This is a genomic window from Bifidobacterium angulatum DSM 20098 = JCM 7096, assembly GCF_001025155.1.
GTDB lineage: Bacteria > Actinomycetota > Actinomycetes > Actinomycetales > Bifidobacteriaceae > Bifidobacterium > Bifidobacterium angulatum.
In genome coordinates, this window is record NZ_AP012322.1 from 440,431 (window position 1) to 456,982 (window position 16,552).

12 protein-coding genes, 1 tRNA gene and 1 pseudogene are annotated in these 16,552 nt (G+C 59.1%); 10 read left to right on the forward strand and 4 right to left on the reverse strand.

Annotated features, from left to right (window positions below; all coding sequences use genetic code 11):
- Positions 1-75 precede the first annotated feature (75 nt).
- The 5 genes and pseudogenes from BBAG_RS01750 to BBAG_RS01770 all read left to right on the forward strand — a co-directional run.
- The gene (locus BBAG_RS01750) at positions 76-1,119 is read left to right on the forward strand and encodes a carbohydrate ABC transporter permease (protein ID WP_003827738.1); all 1,044 of its coding nucleotides are present in this window, start codon (positions 76-78) and stop codon (positions 1,117-1,119) included.
- Positions 1,119-2,012: a carbohydrate ABC transporter permease gene (locus tag BBAG_RS01755; protein WP_003827739.1), complete on the forward strand. Its 894-nt coding sequence runs from the start codon at positions 1,119-1,121 to the stop codon at positions 2,010-2,012. The genes BBAG_RS01750 and BBAG_RS01755 overlap by 1 nt, the downstream gene beginning before the upstream one ends.
- A gap of 76 nt (positions 2,013-2,088) precedes the next feature.
- A complete protein-coding gene (locus tag BBAG_RS01760) occupies positions 2,089-3,720 on the forward strand; it encodes a glycoside hydrolase family 43 protein (protein WP_003827740.1) in 1,632 nt (543 codons plus the stop codon).
- An 86-nt stretch (positions 3,721-3,806) separates the two neighbouring features.
- Positions 3,807-5,771 (forward strand): sialate O-acetylesterase, encoded by a 1,965-nt coding sequence (locus tag BBAG_RS01765; protein ID WP_231855880.1) that lies wholly within the window; start codon positions 3,807-3,809, stop codon positions 5,769-5,771.
- 123 nt (positions 5,772-5,894) lie between these two features.
- Positions 5,895-6,243, forward strand: a pseudogene (locus tag BBAG_RS01770) (sugar O-acetyltransferase); the annotation flags it as partial.
- 211 nt (positions 6,244-6,454) lie between these two features.
- On the opposite strand, the gene BBAG_RS01775 reads toward BBAG_RS01770, so the two are convergent.
- Entirely contained in the window at positions 6,455-7,975 is a 1,521-nt protein-coding gene (locus BBAG_RS01775) for a xylulokinase (protein WP_003827743.1), read from the reverse strand.
- A gap of 167 nt (positions 7,976-8,142) precedes the next feature.
- On the opposite strand from BBAG_RS01775, the gene BBAG_RS01780 reads away from it, so the two are divergent.
- On the forward strand, positions 8,143-9,375 hold the full coding sequence (locus tag BBAG_RS01780; protein WP_003827744.1) for an ROK family transcriptional regulator: 1,233 nt from the start codon (positions 8,143-8,145) through the stop codon (positions 9,373-9,375).
- A gap of 106 nt (positions 9,376-9,481) precedes the next feature.
- On the opposite strand, the gene BBAG_RS01785 is transcribed toward BBAG_RS01780, so the two are convergent.
- Complete coding sequence (locus BBAG_RS01785; RefSeq protein WP_003827745.1) at positions 9,482-9,769, reverse strand: diguanylate cyclase domain-containing protein; 288 nt, start codon at positions 9,767-9,769, stop codon at positions 9,482-9,484.
- Positions 9,770-10,278: 509 nt separating this feature from the next.
- Positions 10,279-13,044 carry an InlB B-repeat-containing protein gene (locus tag BBAG_RS01790; RefSeq protein ID WP_003827746.1) on the reverse strand — a complete coding sequence of 922 codons (2,766 nt, stop codon included), beginning with the start codon at positions 13,042-13,044 and terminating at the stop codon, positions 10,279-10,281.
- 561 nt (positions 13,045-13,605) lie between these two features.
- Here BBAG_RS01790 and BBAG_RS01795 point away from each other — a divergent pair.
- Positions 13,606-13,679, forward strand: a tRNA-Ile gene (locus BBAG_RS01795).
- A 40-nt stretch (positions 13,680-13,719) separates the two neighbouring features.
- Here BBAG_RS01795 and BBAG_RS08260 read toward each other — a convergent pair.
- Positions 13,720-13,899, reverse strand: coding sequence for a hypothetical protein (locus tag BBAG_RS08260; RefSeq protein WP_081443794.1), 180 nt, complete (start codon positions 13,897-13,899; stop codon positions 13,720-13,722).
- Positions 13,900-14,023: 124 nt separating this feature from the next.
- Between BBAG_RS08260 and rpmE the strand changes: the two genes are divergently transcribed.
- From rpmE to prmC, 3 genes are all read left to right on the forward strand, one after another.
- Positions 14,024-14,236, forward strand: a complete 213-nt coding sequence (gene rpmE / locus BBAG_RS01805; RefSeq protein ID WP_003827752.1) for a 50S ribosomal protein L31 — start codon at positions 14,024-14,026, stop codon at positions 14,234-14,236.
- Positions 14,237-14,394: 158 nt separating this feature from the next.
- Positions 14,395-15,483 (forward strand): peptide chain release factor 1, encoded by a 1,089-nt coding sequence (gene prfA, locus BBAG_RS01810; RefSeq protein WP_003827755.1) that lies wholly within the window; start codon positions 14,395-14,397, stop codon positions 15,481-15,483.
- A 100-nt stretch (positions 15,484-15,583) separates the two neighbouring features.
- Positions 15,584-16,465 carry a peptide chain release factor N(5)-glutamine methyltransferase gene (gene prmC / locus BBAG_RS01815; RefSeq protein ID WP_033509210.1) on the forward strand — a complete coding sequence of 294 codons (882 nt, stop codon included), beginning with the start codon at positions 15,584-15,586 and terminating at the stop codon, positions 16,463-16,465.
- Positions 16,466-16,552 lie beyond the last annotated feature (87 nt).

Sequence of the window (16,552 nt, forward strand, 5' to 3'; positions counted from 1 at the left end):
AAAGGAGGGTGGATAGACAGATATTCATCCACCCTCCTTCCTATTCGAGAAACGTATCTGGTAGTGGAGAAAACCATGTCAAGTACAAGCAAAGACGCGGTGACGCTGCGCGCTAAGCGGTCCAAGAAACCGTCCGATGGCAAAATGCGTCGTAATGTTGAGATTTTCGTACTGTCCGCACCTGCGATTCTTCTGTTCGTCTGCTTTGTGATTCTGCCTATCGTCTTGGGTGCTTATTACGGCTTCTATCAGTGGAAGGGTTACGGACTTCCCTCCAAGACAGGTAAATTCGTTGGTTTCCAGAACTACATCACAGCGCTTAAGGATCCCGCGTTCCAGGCGGCAATTCTGCATACCTTCGAGGTCGTGATCGGCTCGTTGGTCATCCAGGCTCCGCTCGCCATCCTGTTCGCATTGCTGCTGAACCAGAAGTTCAAGGGGCGTGGTCTCATCCGCACCCTCATCTTCGTGCCGTATGTCGTTTCCGAGGTCATCGTCGGCACAGGATGGAGCCTGTTGCTACAGAAGAAGGGCGCCATCAATGAGATTCTGGCCAACTTCGGCATCAATGGTCCCGATTGGCTGGCCGACCCGAAAATCGCTATTTGGACGCTGCTGTTGCTGATCAGCTGGAAATACGTCGGTTTCGCCGTAATTCTGATGCTCGCCGGCATGCAATCCATTCCCGAGGAACTGTATGAAGCAGCCAGAGTGGATGGGGCGAGTTTCTGGCAGATGCAGAAAAGCATCACGTTGCCGTTGCTTGCTCCGACGCTGCGGATCTGGGTGTTCCTTTCCATGATTGGCTCTCTGCAGCTTTTCGATCTGGTCTATATCGTGTGGGGCAAGTATGTGTCGACCACCGCTGGTGTGTCCACCATGGCCACCTACATGGTGCGTGAAGGTCGTGGAGCCGGCAACTATGGCTATGGTTCCGCCGTTGCTCTGATCATTTTCGTGATCTCTTTGATCATCGCACTCGTCTATCAGAAGTTCGTGCTGAACCGTGACTTGGACGGTGCTGTTACTGAACAGAAAGAAGCCAAGAAGCGTGCCAGGAAGCGCGCAAAAGAAGTGCAGCATCGTGAGGTTGCTGCCCTGGCAAGTGAGGTGAAGTGATGACTGCCGCAACAATCGCAGGACATTCCAACAACAGCGAGTACAGCAAGAAGAATGGTTACCGTAAGTCATCCAAGACGCCATGGGGCAACCCAATCGTCTACTTCTTCTCCCTGGTGCTTGTGGCCATCTGCATCACTCCGGTGTTGTACATTATCTTCGGCGGTTTCCGTACCAATTCGCAGATCACCAACCATCCGTCCGGGATGCCGAACCCATGGGTCCCCGACAACTACAAGACGGTCTTCGAAAGTGATATTTTCTGGACGGAACTGAAGAATTCTACCATCGTGGGTATCGCCACCATGGTAGGCGTCGTGGTGCTTAGCATCATGGTGAGCTTTGTCATCGCCCGATACAAATTCCGCTATGCGCCGCTTATGTACGCGTTGTTCTCTGCTGGTCTCATGTTCCCGATGACCGTTGGCATTACACCTTTGTATCTGCTGATTCGCAATCTGGGTCTGGCCAACTCCCTGTGGGGTCTGATCCTTCCGCAAATTGCCTTCGGACTTCCTCAGACCATCATCATCTTGGTGCCGTTCCTACAGTCGATTCCTAATGAGCTTGAGGAGGCCTGTCTTCTCGATGGATGCTCCCGCCTTGGCTTCTTCTGGCGCATGGTCATTCCGCTGTCCATGCCTGGCGTGGCCACCACTGGAATCCTCACCTTCGTGGGAAGCTGGAATGCCTACATGCTGCCGCTGTTCGTGCTCAGTGATTCCAACAAGTACACATTGCCACTTGGCGTACAGATGTTCAGCTCCGAACACTCCGTTGACACCGCACAGGTGTTGGCCTTCACCTCTCTGGCTATGATTCCGGCCCTGATCTGTTTCACCATCTTCCAGAAGAAGATCGTCGGCGGCCTGACAGGTGCGGTCAAGGGCTGACGAAATGTAACAATCCACGCCCGGAAGATGTTCCTTTCCGTCTTCCGGGCTTCATCTCTTATGCAAGAGGTACATTATGAAGATTTCCAACCCGGTGCTCACCGGTTTTCATGCCGATCCTTCAATGATTCGCGTCGGTGACACTTATTACATTGCCAATTCCACTTTCGAATGGTTCCCAGGCGTTCGCCTACATGAGTCCAAGGACCTGGTGCATTGGAACATTCTTCCAAGCCCGTTGAGCCGGTCCAGCCAGCTTGATATGAGAGGAAACCCCTCTTCGGGAGGCATCTGGGCTCCTGACCTAAGCTATGCGGATAACAAATTCTGGTTGATCTACACTGATGTCAAGGTGGTCAATGGTGCATTCAAGGATTGCACTAATTATTTGGTCACCGCCGAGGACATCCATGGGCCATGGAGCGAGCCGGTTCGCATCAACGGGGTCGGTTTTGACGCCAGCCTGTTCCATGACGACGACGGCCGCAAATACTTGGTGCAGCAGACATGGGATTTCCGTGAATACCACCACCAGTTCGACGGCATCACATTGACGGAATTCGACGTCGACACCATGAAGCTCAAGCCAGAAACGGCCCGCACCATCTGGGATGGCACTTCGGTGAAGATCACCGAAGGTCCCCACCTATACAAGAAGGATGGTTGGTACTACCTGTTTGCCGCAGAAGGCGGCACGGTGTATGAACATCAGGAATCTGTGGCGCGTTCCCGTACCCTTGACGAATACTCCTTCGAAGTTATGCCGAATGGCCCGTTCATCGGTAACTTCGACACTCCTGACACCTATTTGCAGAAGCAGGGCCATGGAGCGTTGGTGGACACCCCGTCCGGCGAGTGGTATTACGCCTCCCTATGCGGTCGTCCGTGGCGTCATGATACCGAACCGGCCCATGGCACCCGCGGATGGTGCACACTCGGACGCGAGACCTCCATCCAGAAAGTCGAATGGGATGAGGACGGTTGGCCGCGCGTGGTCGGAGGTCACGGCGGACAGCGTTACGTTGATGCTCCGAAAGATGCCATCGAGACTGTGGCCCCCGCGACGCGTGACGAACATGATGAGTTCGATTCCGGCGAGCTCGGGCCGAATTGGAACACTCTACGCGTTCCGTTCACCGACGCCATGGGCACGGTGGGTGGCGGCAAACTGGCATTGCGTGGTCAGGGCTCGCTGTGCAACCTGTTTGACTTGTCTCTTGTGGCTCGTCGCTGGCAGGCATTTGATTTCGACGCCGAAACCAAGGTGTGTTTCAGTCCGAAGAATTACATGCAGATGGCAGGCCTGACCAACTATTACGATGACCTATGCTGGTCATGGGCGTTTGTCACTTGGGATGAGAAACGACATGCAAGGGTCATCGAAGTGGCTCAGAACGATTTCAACCAATATACGTCGTTCCTCAAGGATGACGCCATCGTAGTGCCCGAAGAGGCTGAGGCGGTATGGCTGCGCACCAAGGTCCGCACGGAATACTATTCCTACGAATATTCCTTTGACGGAGAACATTTCACCGAGATTCCGGTCAAGCTCGATGCGAAGATCCTGTCCGACGATTACGTGAACCAACGTTACGGCGGCTTCTTCACCGGTGCGTTCGTGGGACTTGCCTGCGTCGATCTGTCCGGCTACGACGAGCAGGCTGAATTCGACTACTTCGACTATCGGGAGCTTTCCGATAACCAGTAGACAGTGCCGGCTGACGACAGAGCATCCGTCGTCAGCCGGCATACTCGACGGCATTGAATTCTATGGGCAATGAGGAGCGGACGAGAATGGTCTTGCGATTGCCGAAACTGCTTGACGACGGTTGCGTGCTGCAGGCCGGTGCGACCATACATATCTGGGGCACCGGCGACCCCGGGCGCGGCGTGCTGGTACGCCTCGATGGCAAGGACCGGACTACACGGGTGGGGGACGACGGCTCATGGAGCGTGCCGTACGGTCCGATCACAGCAGGCGGACCGTACGATTTGACGGTGCGTTATGAGGACGGAACCGAATGTATCTCGCGCCAATGCTATGCGGGAGAAGTGTTTCTGTGTTCGGGACAGTCGAACATGGAACTGCCCATGGCTTGGGTGCGTGCGGACTATCCGCTGGAGTGGGATCGTGAGCCTGACCCATTGCTGCGGCAATACAAAGCGATTCCCGATTGTGACTTCAACGGTCCCCGCAGCGATCATGACCATGCGTTCTGGCAGGGGTGCGATGCGGAAACCCTTGGAGATTTCTCCGCGCTCGCCTATTTCTTCGGACGCAGGATCCGTCGGTGGCTGAATGTGCCCGTCGGCCTGTTGAACGTTTCATTGGGCGGATCGCCGATTGAATCCTGGATGGATGCCGACGCATTGCGGGCGTTCCCCGAAGCGCTCGCTGACCTTGAGCCGTATCTTGGCGATGGCGTGGCGTCGAAGAAAAGCCGCGATTCCGTTGCCGAACGGGACCGGTGGTATCAGGAGCTTGGATACGAGGCTGTGGCCGATGCCCACCATGAATGGCTGCCATTGATTGCGTGGGATTGTCCGGAATCCAAGAACATCGAGCCGCGCGACGTGGCATGGCATGACATACGCCTGCCGGGATGGTACAAGGATCGCGGACTTGCCGGTTTCCGCGGCGAGATTACCATGAGAAAAACCGTGTTCCTGCCTCCGTCGGATGCGGGGAAGCCCGCCCTACTGCGCCTGGGCACCATGAATGATGCCGACCATACGTGGGTCAATGGTGTGTTGGTCGGTGGGCGAAGCAATGTGTATGAGCCGCGGGACTATCCGGTCGCAGCCGGCGTGTTGCGCGCCGGCGCGAACGAAATCCGCATACGTCTGGTCGTTGAACGGCCCGGCGGCCGTGTGACGCCCGGCAAACGGATGACACTGACCATCGGAGACGATATCTTCGACCTGTCCGGCATTTGGCAGTATGCCGTGACCGCCGAAGCTGACCGCGATTGCCCATTCGAGGATTTCGTCAGATGGAAGCCGACCGGCCTGTACAATGCCATGCTCGCCCCGTGTTTTCCATATGCGGTGCGGGCCGTGCTGTGGTATCAGGGCGAATCGAATACCGGCGATCGCGCCATGCAATATGGTGACGAGCTGAAGGCCATGATTCAATTGTGGCGCGTCAAATGGCATCAGCCGGATATGCCGTTTCTGATCGTCCAGCTTCCAAAATTCGACATCGACGCCATCGAGGATGGAGGCTGGCCGCTCGTCCGCGAACAGGAGTGGAACGTCGCGAACGAACTTGAAAACGTTGCTACGGTGGTGACGCTTGACGCCGGCGAGGGCAACGATCTGCATCCGTATGACAAGAAGCTCGTCGCGGATCGCGTGTTCAATGCCGCGATGGATTTGGTATACGGTCGCCAGGCTCAGCCTCAACCGGCCGTGGAAACCATCGAGGTCTGCGGAGATCTGTTGCGGATGCACTGTGCATGGCGGAGTCGCTCGGACGAACGGATCCGATCGGAGCGCCGCCGGCTGATGACGTTGGACGGTGACGCTCCCCAGGAAATCGAATTTTTATGGCGCGACTGCGCCACATCTGTGCGGGCCGAGGCATGGCTGGACGGCTGTGATATCGTGGCGCGCATGACGGCGCGCAGGCCGGATGAGGTGCGGTACGCGTGGAGCAACAATCCGGAATCCGGACTCATCTGCGACGGCGACGGCATGCTGATCCCGCCGTTCCGCCTGACATTGCCCACGGACGATGATAAGGGGATTCATGCGTAGGCAGGTCGCGCTTCGATAAGGACTCGTCGATGGCTTCTCCGATGCGGACTTTGTAATTACCGTGTTTCGTGGCATCCCCTATGCCAAGCCTTCCCGTTGGCGCGTTACGATTTGTCTCGTGTCATGATTCGGTATTGGACGAATTTCGCGGCGAAGGAGACGAAGGCGCTGATCGCGTCCGACGAGGATCCGACCAGGCTGTTCGCCGGCAAGTCGATGCAATACCGCAAATCGAAGTCGCTGCCGAAATTCACTGGCGAGGCCATGCGTACCTGCGCCAGATCGTCCGCATCTTCTTCGACGATCCGGACGAGGCTTACCGCCTGTTCCACGAGCTCGTTCCCGATGCGGGGAGGGCATGCAGTTCACTCCGCCGTTCAACGTCGACTACGGCATCGGATTGACCATCGGCCGTGGTACGTTCCTCAACAAGGATTTCATGGTGTGCGGCGGTGGATACGTGACACTTGGCGCCGTTGCCAGTGTGCCGTCTTTGAGGTTGGATGAGACCGATTGCACCAGTCATGCGATGCAAGCGATGCAGGTGAGTGCGTAAAGCCTCGTATGGAAGCTGTCGTTCATGTTGTCACCCGGTTGTTAAGAGTATAGCTCTGAATCAGTATAGGGCCGGGAAGCTCCGTCGCTAAGGAGCTTCCCGGCCCTATATTCCTGCAGCGAATAGCTTAGCCGCGGGCCTTGGCGTAGGCCTCATACACGGCCTCGGTCGGCTCGCCGGTTTCCCTGCCGTCGATGGTGAGCTTCCATGCCGGAGGCTCAGTCTCGCCGGAAAGCACCCAGGCCGCTTGGCGTGCGGCACCGATGGCCACATACTCATCGGTGGTCGGACGGGTCACGTCCATGCCGAAGATGCTCGGCGCCAGCGTGCGGATCGCCTCGGACTTCGCGCCGCCGCCGATGAGCAGGATGCGCTTGATCTGCGTGCCCAGGGAGCGAATAAGCTCCAGACAGTCGCGTTGGGAGCACAACAGGCCCTCGACGAAGGCGCGGGCCAGATTCTCGCGTGTGGTGTTGGCCAGGGTTAGGCCGGACAGCGTGGCGGTGGCGTCCGGACGGTTCGGGGTGCGCTCGCCGTCGAAATACGGCACCAGCGTGATGCCGCCCGCTCCCGGCTTCGAGGCGAAGGCCAGCTTGGCCAGTTCGTCGTAATCGACGCCAAGCGCGGCGCGTCCGGCGTCGAGGATGCGCGAGCCGTTGATGGTGCAGGCGAGCGGCAGATAGTGGCCGGTGCAATCGGCGAAGCCGGACACGGCGCCCGTCAGATCATAGGTCGGATTCTCGGAGATGGCCGCGGCCACGCCGGAGGTGCCGAGGGACACGGAAACGTCGCCGACGCTCATGCCCAGGCCCAGCGAGGCCATGGCGTTGTCGCCGCCGCCCGGTGCGAGTGCGCAGCCCCCCTCGACGCTCTTGCCGGCGATGGCCGGATCGGCTTTGACCGGTGCCGCCTCTCGCGGGCCCAGTACAGTGGGTAGCACAATGGCGTCGGCATGTGCTTGCGCCGCTTCGGCGCCTTCGGCGGCTTCGAGCACCATGGCGATCAGATCACGACGGTATTCGTTACGGGCGGCGTCGTAGTAGATGGTGCCGGATGCGTCGGAGCGGTCGGTGAACAGGGCGTCGAGATGGGCGTCCTCGCCTTCGGCAACTGGCCCGTAGCCGGCGATGCGCCAGCTCAGCCAGTCGTGTGGCAGGCAGATTGCTGCGATCTTCTTGGCGTTTTCGGGTTCGTTTTCGGCGACCCATGCCACCTTGGTCAGCGTATAGGAGGCGACGGGGGAGGATCCCACGGCCTTGACCCAGCGCTGCTTGCCGCGTGCGATCGGGTCTTCCGGTTCGCCGTTCTGTGCCGGAGCGGCGCCGAGCTTCTCGATCAGAGCGGCAGCCTGCGGGGCGGAGCTGGTGTCGTTCCACAGCATGGCGTCGCGAATCACGTTGCCTTGGCCGTCGAGAATCACCATGCCGTGCTGTTGGCCGCCCACGGCCAGTGCGGATACGTCGTCCAGTCCGCCTGCCTGCTGCGCGGCCTCTTGGAACGCATCCCACCAGTATGCGGGGTCGATGGACGTGCCGTTCGGGTGCTTGGCTTGGCCGAAACGCACCAATTCGCCGGTTTCGGCGTCTGTTACGCGTACCTTGCAGGACTGCGTCGAGGTGTCGACGCCAGCCACCAGAGTCTTTGCCATGGGTTGTGTTGCCTCCTTGCATATGCCGCTCGTCGATGGCGCACGGCTAATAGTTAGACGAATAAACTATATTATAGTAGTGTAGCATCAGGAAAGGCTCCGGAACGTCGCTTCGGGGAATTTATGCGATATGGCAGCGTAGGAACAGGGCAGGGACGGGACTAGCTATGACATCTCTTCGCAGAATCAATCAGGATGATCTACGCAATCACAATCTTTCCGTGGTGATCGACACGCTATTGCGCGCCTCCACGCCGATGAGCCGGGCCGCTCTCGCCAAGGAGACCGGTTTGACCAAGGCAACGATGTCGTTGCTGGTGTCGCTGCTGATTGAAGCTGGCATCGTCAAGGAAGGCGAGCCGCAGAACTCGTCCAGCTATGGGCGTCCGTCCACGCCGCTCGCGCTGGCTGGCGGCAAGATGTGCGGCATCGGCATGCAGGTTAATACTGACGGATACGGCTGTGTGGCGCTGGATATCAATCGCGATACGCTCGCGTACGAGTGGGTGGATGCCGATATGAGCGGCGTTGCCCCGGAGGATGTGTTCGACAGACTTGACACCATGGTCACGGCTATGGAGCGCCAGCTCAAGCGCAAGGGGTGCACTGTTGCCGGTGTCGCTTGTGCGCTGCCTGGCTTGGTCACGTCCAAGAAGCAACTGCTTATGGCACGCAATCTTGGTTGGGAAAATGTCGACCTGATGCAGTTCGAGGTTATGCGTCGCTGCGACGTGCATTTCGGCAATGAGGCAAAGATGGCGGCTATCGCGCAGATCCCCGGCTATGCATGCGCCCGTGCGGATTTCCTCGATGCCGTGGACTGCACTGACTCCTTTATTTATCTGTCCTGCGATATCGGCATCGGCGGAGCCATTGTGCGTGACGGCGAGGTAGTGACAGGATCTCACGGGTTCGCCGGCGAAATCGGTCACACCTCGGTCTCGTTGGATGGTCCGGTGTGCCGGTGCGGAAGAAAGGGCTGCCTGGAAGCATATGCCGGTCGCCGTGCGCTGGTGGAGGCGTCTGGTGTGGCAAGCGGCAACAATGCCGCCAGTGTCGCAGCGTTGGATAGGTTGCTGGATGCGTGGCATGCCGATGACGCGCAGGCGGTGAAGGCCGTTGAACGTGGCATCGATGCGTTGGTTTCGGCCATCGCCTCGGCGGTGAACCTGGCTGACGTCGATACCGTACTGCTGGGCGGTTGGTGGATCAATTTCGGCCAATCGTTCTATGAGCTGCTTGAGTCCCGTCTGCAGGAGCAGGTGCTGGGCGCTTCGGATATGCAGGTGAGCGTGTCCATGCCGCCTGTTGCCGACCATCCAGCGCTGTATGGTGCCGCGGAGGTCGGACTGCGCAGGTTCATCGACAATCCGCTGGCATTCATCGCCGACAGGGCGTGATACCCGCGAACGAAAAACGGTTCTTTGTGAATCCGTGACGGCTTACGTGCGATTCGCGCAATCATCGGGTTTGCGTGGAATGCTTTCGCTGTTCAGTCATGTGCGTTCACGAAGGCCTGGCGAGATTGCGCATGCGCACGGTCAATTCCTCCACGTCGTCGGTGGACGTCACATTGGTGATGATCATGGCGAATTCCGCGCCGCTGACACGTGAGAGCGTAGCGTTTTCCGGCATCAGCCGGCTCAGACGCATGCTCACGGATCGCAGCACGGTGTTAGCGATTCTGCGTCCGTAATGTTCATTGACGGCACGAAGATGCTCCACGCCGAAGTACACCACCGCAACCAGATTGTGCACGTTCTCGGTCTGCATGCCTTGGAATCCGGATTCCATTCTGGGGTGCGCAGGTCATGCCGGTTGTCCGGAAACGTTTATTCGTAGGTATTGGCGTAGGCGGATTCCTTGCTCGTCCATGCCGTCGTAGTGCTTGATTCCCCAATGACCCGATCTGTGAGGACATCGGCACCCGGTACATGCTGGGCGATGATCTGCTCGTCGCGAACTCATCGCAACGATTCCCGCTGGTTCTCCATCCGTTCGTGTGTTTTGCATGGATTTCGGCTGTGCCGACGGGAGTCGTTCTTCATGGGAAGTCGTTATTCATGATGAACTGGGGCAAAACGAGACGGATTGAAATACAAAGGGAGGTCAAGGGACTGTGTCCGGAACATGCGTAAGCGTTGGGGCGGGCGTATGGCAGTAAAGAGAAGAGACAGGAAGGCCGCTGCCCGTAAGGGCAGCGGCCTTCTCATGTATCAGCCGTATCGGCTAGCCCGGTGTGGGCGGTGGCGAGACCCCTTCGTTCCACTATTGCGGATTGAAGGCGGCCTCACCGCCTGGCGTCACGCCTGCTTTTTCTTCAGCATGATCGCTGCGCCGAGCAGCAGGGCGGCAATGCCGGCGATCACGATGGCCGCAACCGACGCACCGGTGTTCGCGGTGGAACCCTGCTTGGTCTTGTCGTTGGCCTTGTTGGCGGCGGGCTTCGTGTTCGTGCCCGGGTTCGACGGTTCGACCGGCGCATCCGCTTCGAATACGGCCTGGACGGACACGCTGCCATCGGGCATGGCGAAGGCGTTGTCCTCAACGGAGACGCCGCCCTTGAGCACCTTCCACTCCTTGAAGTGGTAGCCCTGGTCCGCGGTGGCGGTCAGCGTGACCTTGTCGCCCTTGGCCGCGCGTTCGACGTTTGCGGAGGCGGATCCGCCCTCGGTGGCGGAGACGTTCACGGCGTACTGCGTATCGCGCACGCGCCACAGCTGGGTGCCGTAGAACGGGTTCGCGGTGCCGACCACCATGTAGTCGTCGGTGTCGCAGAAGATGCGCAGGCCGTGGTTGAACGGGTCGCCGAAGCCCTCATCGGTGACGGTGCCGACGGTCACGCCTTCGTTCGTGGCGGAACGGTCGGTGATCTCGAACAGGTTGAAGCCGCGCTTGGACTTGGACAGGTACGGCAGGGACTTGGCGTAGGCCTTGAGATTGGCCTTGCTGGTCAGTTTGACGATTGTCTCGTACAAGCCCTTGAACTTGTCGGGGATGATGTCGTCAATGCCCTGGAACGCGTCCACGACCTCACCGTAGTTGTTGGCGAAGTCGGCAGAGCCCTTGTCGGCAAGCTGGGAGCCGAGAGCGTCCAGCTCGTTGTTGATGTCGAAGAGCTGCGAAGCCTCGTCGGAGGAAGCGGATGCCGCCAGGCTGCCCGGCACGATGCTGCCGTCCTTGATGCCGTCGACCAGTTCCTTGGTCTGAGCGGCGGTCAGGCTGATCGGCTTGGCGTCGGTGACCGACTTGGCGTCGGCGGTCTGCGGCTGGGCGGCGGAGGCGTCCTTGCCGGCCTCGGTGCGAGCCCATTCGACCAGTGCCTCGGGATCGTCGGTGGACGGCATGGCCTGGGCGGATACCGTGGCGTTCCGGTCGGCGCTCTGCGCAGTGATGGCGGAGGCCGGATCGGTCGACCCGGTGCCCCACAGCAGGCGCAGGAACACGCGCAGGTAGTGCACGGTGTTGTTCCAGTCCTTCTCGCTCATGTTGAGGATGTCGCCGTTGGTGAACTGGGCGATCGGCTCCAGCAGGGTGGTGGTGTTCATGGTGGACAGGTACATCTTGCCCTCATGGACGGTGGTCTGCCAGGTGTACTGGTTCATGTGGTTGTCGTAGCCGCTGCCCAGTCCGGTGGAGCCGCCCTTCGGGAAGGTGCTGTTGGCGTCGCCCACCAGCATTTCGACGTTCTCGTTCTTGTCCATGCGGTACAGGTTGACGGACTGTTCGAGGTTGGTGGCCTGGGTCACGAAGTTGCTCTTGGTGACGAAGCCCTGCAGCGCGCTGGACACGTCGTTGTAGTCGCCGATGTACAGGTGGTTGCCGTAGACCTGCAGGGTGCAGGCGCCGGCGCTTACACGGCTCTTGTCGAGACCGTAGTAGTATTTAGCGCCCTTGGCGGTGTCGCCCACGAGCGGGCGCCAGGTCCAATCGGCCTTGTTCGTGGTATCGCCCTTGTTCTCGCCCACATAGATGGCGAAGGAACGCATGGTGCCGGTCTTCTCGTTCAGGGTGCTGGTGTCGCCGGTGCAGACCACCACGTACAGCTTGCCGTTGAACTCCTGCACCTGGTAGATGCCGCCGCCGCCATTGACGTCCTGGCGGTGAATGGCGGGCAGGTTGTCGAAGCTCGCCATGTCGGCGATCACCTTGTAGGACTTCGGGTTGGACGGGGTCTTGGATGCCACGAGCAGGGCCTGGCCCTTGCCGTCCGCGGTCGGCTTGAGGTCGCCGGCGATCAGCGTATCGCCGAAGGAGCCGATGGCGCGGGTGGAGGTGAACACGTTGCCCTTGACCAGGGAGCGGAAGCCGTTGACGTCGACGCTGTCGTACACCTTGGTGAGTTTGTCGCCGTTGGCCGGATCGACCTCATAGATGCAGGGGAAGCCGTTCTGGTAGGCCATGGCGGCCTGGATCTCCTGCGGGGTGAGCTCCTTGTTGCTGGTGTCCATGACCATGCCTTCGAAGTACAGCTTGCCGTTCATCGTGAAGGCGCTGCGGAAGGTCGGGATCACGCCGCGGCCGCCGTCGATGCCGGCACTCTTGGACATGAGGATCTTGGTCTCGCCGGTCTTCACGTTGAACTTGAACAGCATGCCGCCGGCGCTCTTGCCGTCGGGCTCGCCAAGGTACATGTTGCCCGCATACATGGTCTGGATGAGCGCGGTGGCCTGTTCGGCGGTCATGCCAAGGCTGGTCATGTCACGGCTCAGAATGGCCTGCACGCCAAGGCCGCCGTACATGGTGCCGATGTACACCCAGTCGCCGTAGGATGCGGCGGCGTAGCTGTAGGACTGGCCGCGGTCGCCATTGCCGGCGGTGCTCAATCCGGAGGTGTAGGGGGCGATGGTGCCGTTGCCAGTGTAGTCGACTACGCCGTCGGCTTGGCTCAGGCCCTGATCGGCATGGCTGACCTTTTCGAAGGTCATACCGTTGCTGTTCTGGGAATTGTAGGTGTATTGGGGCGTCAGGTTGGTGGAGTCGTCGGCCATGGCGGTGGCCGGGATTCCGGCAAGAGCCGTTGCACAGGCGACGATTGCGCCAAGGCATACGATTGCCCTGTTTCTCATCTCTTTCTCCTGTCTTCGCGCGACATGTGTCTTCGCGCGACATGGAACTTCAATAACGGAGGCACGGGTATTCCAGTCGTGAATTGTGGAAAGCCGAATGATATGAAGAGCTTTCTTCCTCCATGCAACAGGGTATCGGCGATTACTGACAAGCCGTCATAGCGAAAGTCTCGTTAAAAACAACAAAAATGACATGGAACACCGGCGATTCTGTTGCCATTTCGGTGTGGCGATACGGGTTCGAATAGGTGGAAAGCGTATTGCAGTGTAAGGCGGAAGCCCTGATAAAAGGGAGGCGTGCGATATGCTATACCAAGGTTGGGTTCCTATTAACAACAGGTTAGATAACGATATGACTGCGAAGAGGCGCATACTCGCGTTCGAATCATCGGTGAAATGGCTGTGGCGAGACATGCTGTATGGGTATATCGTCCATTGAACTGATTAATGGGATAGCGCATTATTTATAAACTTATAAATAACGATTTGCTGGCGTATTGCCATGACGATCCCGCTATGGGCGATGGCAATATTCCGTGGGTGGGATATACTTCCTCTGTTGCCCTCGTAGCTCAGTCGGTTAGAGCAGCACCCTTATAAGGTGTTTGTCCTGGGTTCAAGTCCCAGCGAGGGCACGCATAAGACCCACTGGTTCCAGTGGGTCTTTTTGTATATTCAACACCTTGCCGTCATGTGGCTTGCCGGCGTGCTTGTGTGCGGTCCGGTAGACAGGTTGAACGTCAGGTCGGCGATTGGCGCAAGCTTCAGATCGGCGAACGCCCTCATCAGCGAAGACTCCACCATGCTCTCCAACGTTGCGGTGCTGCGCTCGCTGCCATAGCGGATCATCGGCACTCCGGCGGTCAGCGCCTCCGCCGCCGCCGGTGTCCCAGCCTTCGCCTACACTTTCGAAGGTTCCGGTTCACGCCCGCCAACGGGGCGAGGCGACCCGGGTCACCTGAATTCCCTAGGAGACACTATGAAGCAGGGTATCCATCCCGATTACCATGCCGTCGAAGTCCTGTGCTCGTGCGGCAACACCTTCGTCACCCGTTCCACCGCCAAGGGCGACCACATGACGGTCGACGTGTGCGCGAAGTGCCACCCCTTCTACACCGGCAAGCAGAAGATTCTCGATACCGGTGGCCGCGTTGCTCGTTTCGAGAAGCGCTACGGCAAGAAGAGCAAGTAGCTTATCGAACGCCAGCCCGTTCCCGGTCCGTCCGCATGCATATGCGGCGACGGCCGAGCAGGGCTGGCGTTTTTGTATGCTCAGACCCGTTGCGGTCGCGGCAAGTCGCAGTATGTCGCAGCATGCATACCGAATCAACATAATCATCAAGGAAGCACATGGCAGACGAACAGTTCCCCGCGGCACAGGCTGCGCTGAAGGAATATCAATCGCTTGAAGAACAGATGGCCAGCCCCGAAGTGGTGACCGATCCGAACAAGATGCGCAAGCTCGGCCGTCGTCATGCCGAGCTCGGTAGCATCGTCACCGCATACAAGGCGTATCTTGCCGTGAAGAACGATCTTGAAGCGGCTCGTGAAATGGCGTCCGAGGATCCGGATTTCGCAGCCGAGGCCAAGAGGCTTGAAAGCGAACTGCCCGACGTGGAGGAGAAGCTGCGTACAGCGCTTATTCCACGCGATCCGGACGATGCGCGCGATACGATTATGGAGATCAAAGCCGGTACCGGCGGCGAAGAGGCCGCGTTGTTCGCAGGCGATCTGCTGCGCATGTACACCCGATATGCCGAAAAACGCGGCTGGACCGTCAGCGTGCAGTCCGAGAACACCACCGAGCTTGGCGGTGTCAAGGATGTGCAGGTCGCCATTCGCGCCAAGGGGACCCCGGCTCCGGAAGATGGCGTGTGGGCGTCGTTGAAATACGAAGGCGGCGTGCATCGCGTGCAGCGTGTCCCCGTCACCGAATCCCAGGGGCGCATCCAGACTTCCGCAGCGGGCGTCATCGTGTTCCCCGAAGCCGACGATGACAACGACGAGATCGACATCGATCCCAAGGACCTGAAGATCGATATCTTCATGAGCTCCGGCCCGGGCGGCCAGTCCGTGAACACCACGTATTCGGCTGTACGCATGACGCATATCCCGACCGGCATCGTGGTGAGCATGCAGGATGAAAAATCCCAGATCCAGAACCGTGCCGCCGCATTGCGTGTGCTCAAGTCCAGGCTGCTGGCCATGAAGCACGAGCAGGAAGCCGCAGAGGCCGCCGATATGCGTCATTCGCAGGTGCGTTCCCTCGACCGTTCCGAACGAATCCGCACCTATAACTTCCCGGAGAACCGCATCGTCGACCATCGCACGAACTACAAGGCCTACAACCTGGACGCGGTGCTCGACGGCGACCTGCAGGCCGTAATCGATTCCGACATCCAAGCAGACGAGGCCGATCGGCTGGCGCACCAGCAGTAAGCATATGGCCGTCTCCGACCCCTAAATGGGCGGAGGCGGCCGTTTCGTCGTACAGAACAGCAAACATATCAACGTAGGGGAAAAGGAGCAGAGCGCAATAATGGACGAAACCATCGGCAAGGCAATCGCCACGCTGCGCGAAGCGGGCGTTGACACTCCGGAGCATGACGTGAAACTGCTGCTTGCCGAAGCGGCGGGATGCGAACTGAGCGATGTGGACAAGGCCATGCTCATGGGCGATCCGATCGATTATGATGCCGAGCGTTTTGGCGCGATGCTTGCCAGACGCGCGAACCGCGAACCGTTGCAATATATTGTGGGTCACGCGCCATTTCGCTATCTCGACCTCGAAGTCGGCCCCGGGGTGTTCATTCCCCGTCAGGAAACCGAGCTTGTAGCACAGGAGGGCATCGACTGGATCACCCGAAACGGGTTGTACAATCCGCGCGTGGTCGATCTGTGTGCAGGGTCCGGCGCCATCGGCCTGTCCATTGTCACCGAAGTGCCGGGCAGCCATGTGTGGGGTGTGGAGATCAACCAGCAGGCCGCGGCATGGACGCGCAGGAACATTGCGGCCACCATGCGCCGTTGGCCGGCACTCGCATCCAATTACGAATTGGAGATCGGCGATGCCACCAATGCGACCACCCTGGCGAAGCTTGACGGCAGCATCGACATGGTCATCACCAATCCGCCGTATGTACCGCAGAACAACATACCGGATCAGCCTGAGGTACGGGATCATGATCCGGAACTTGCACTATATGGCGGCAGCGCCGACGGCACGTTGATTCCCGAGCGTATTATCCGGCGCGCGTCCAGACTGCTCAGGGCGCAGGCCCTGTTCGTCATGGAGCACGATATCTCGCAGGGCGACCGCCTTACCGCATTCGCGCGGATCAACGGCTTCGAACAGGTGCATGTGCGTAACGATTACACCAATCGCCCGCGGTATCTGGTCGCAGTAAAGTCCGCCATATAGAAAATGTGTCGCAGCCTGCCGAGCATCTGCATATGATGAGTGACTGCATTAGGGTCGAGAAGACCAGTTAGAGAGGAAAAGACGGCA

Bases quoted from the DNA above. Each gene is read 5' to 3' on its own strand.
- BBAG_RS01750 (WP_003827738.1), top strand. From the start codon at position 76: ATGTCAAGTACAAGCAAAGACGCGGTGACGCTGCGCGCTAAGCGGTCC.
- BBAG_RS01755 (WP_003827739.1), top strand. From the start codon at position 1,119: ATGACTGCCGCAACAATCGCAGGACATTCCAACAACAGCGAGTACAGC.
- BBAG_RS01760 (WP_003827740.1), top strand. From the start codon at position 2,089: ATGAAGATTTCCAACCCGGTGCTCACCGGTTTTCATGCCGATCCTTCA.
- BBAG_RS01765 (WP_231855880.1), top strand. From the start codon at position 3,807: ATGGTCTTGCGATTGCCGAAACTGCTTGACGACGGTTGCGTGCTGCAG.
- BBAG_RS01775 (WP_003827743.1), bottom strand. From the start codon at position 7,975: ATGGCAAAGACTCTGGTGGCTGGCGTCGACACCTCGACGCAGTCCTGC.
- BBAG_RS01780 (WP_003827744.1), top strand. From the start codon at position 8,143: ATGACATCTCTTCGCAGAATCAATCAGGATGATCTACGCAATCACAAT.
- BBAG_RS01785 (WP_003827745.1), bottom strand. From the start codon at position 9,769: ATGGAATCCGGATTCCAAGGCATGCAGACCGAGAACGTGCACAATCTG.
- BBAG_RS01790 (WP_003827746.1), bottom strand. From the start codon at position 13,044: ATGAGAAACAGGGCAATCGTATGCCTTGGCGCAATCGTCGCCTGTGCA.
- rpmE (WP_003827752.1), top strand. From the start codon at position 14,024: ATGAAGCAGGGTATCCATCCCGATTACCATGCCGTCGAAGTCCTGTGC.
- prfA (WP_003827755.1), top strand. From the start codon at position 14,395: ATGGCAGACGAACAGTTCCCCGCGGCACAGGCTGCGCTGAAGGAATAT.
- prmC (WP_033509210.1), top strand. From the start codon at position 15,584: ATGGACGAAACCATCGGCAAGGCAATCGCCACGCTGCGCGAAGCGGGC.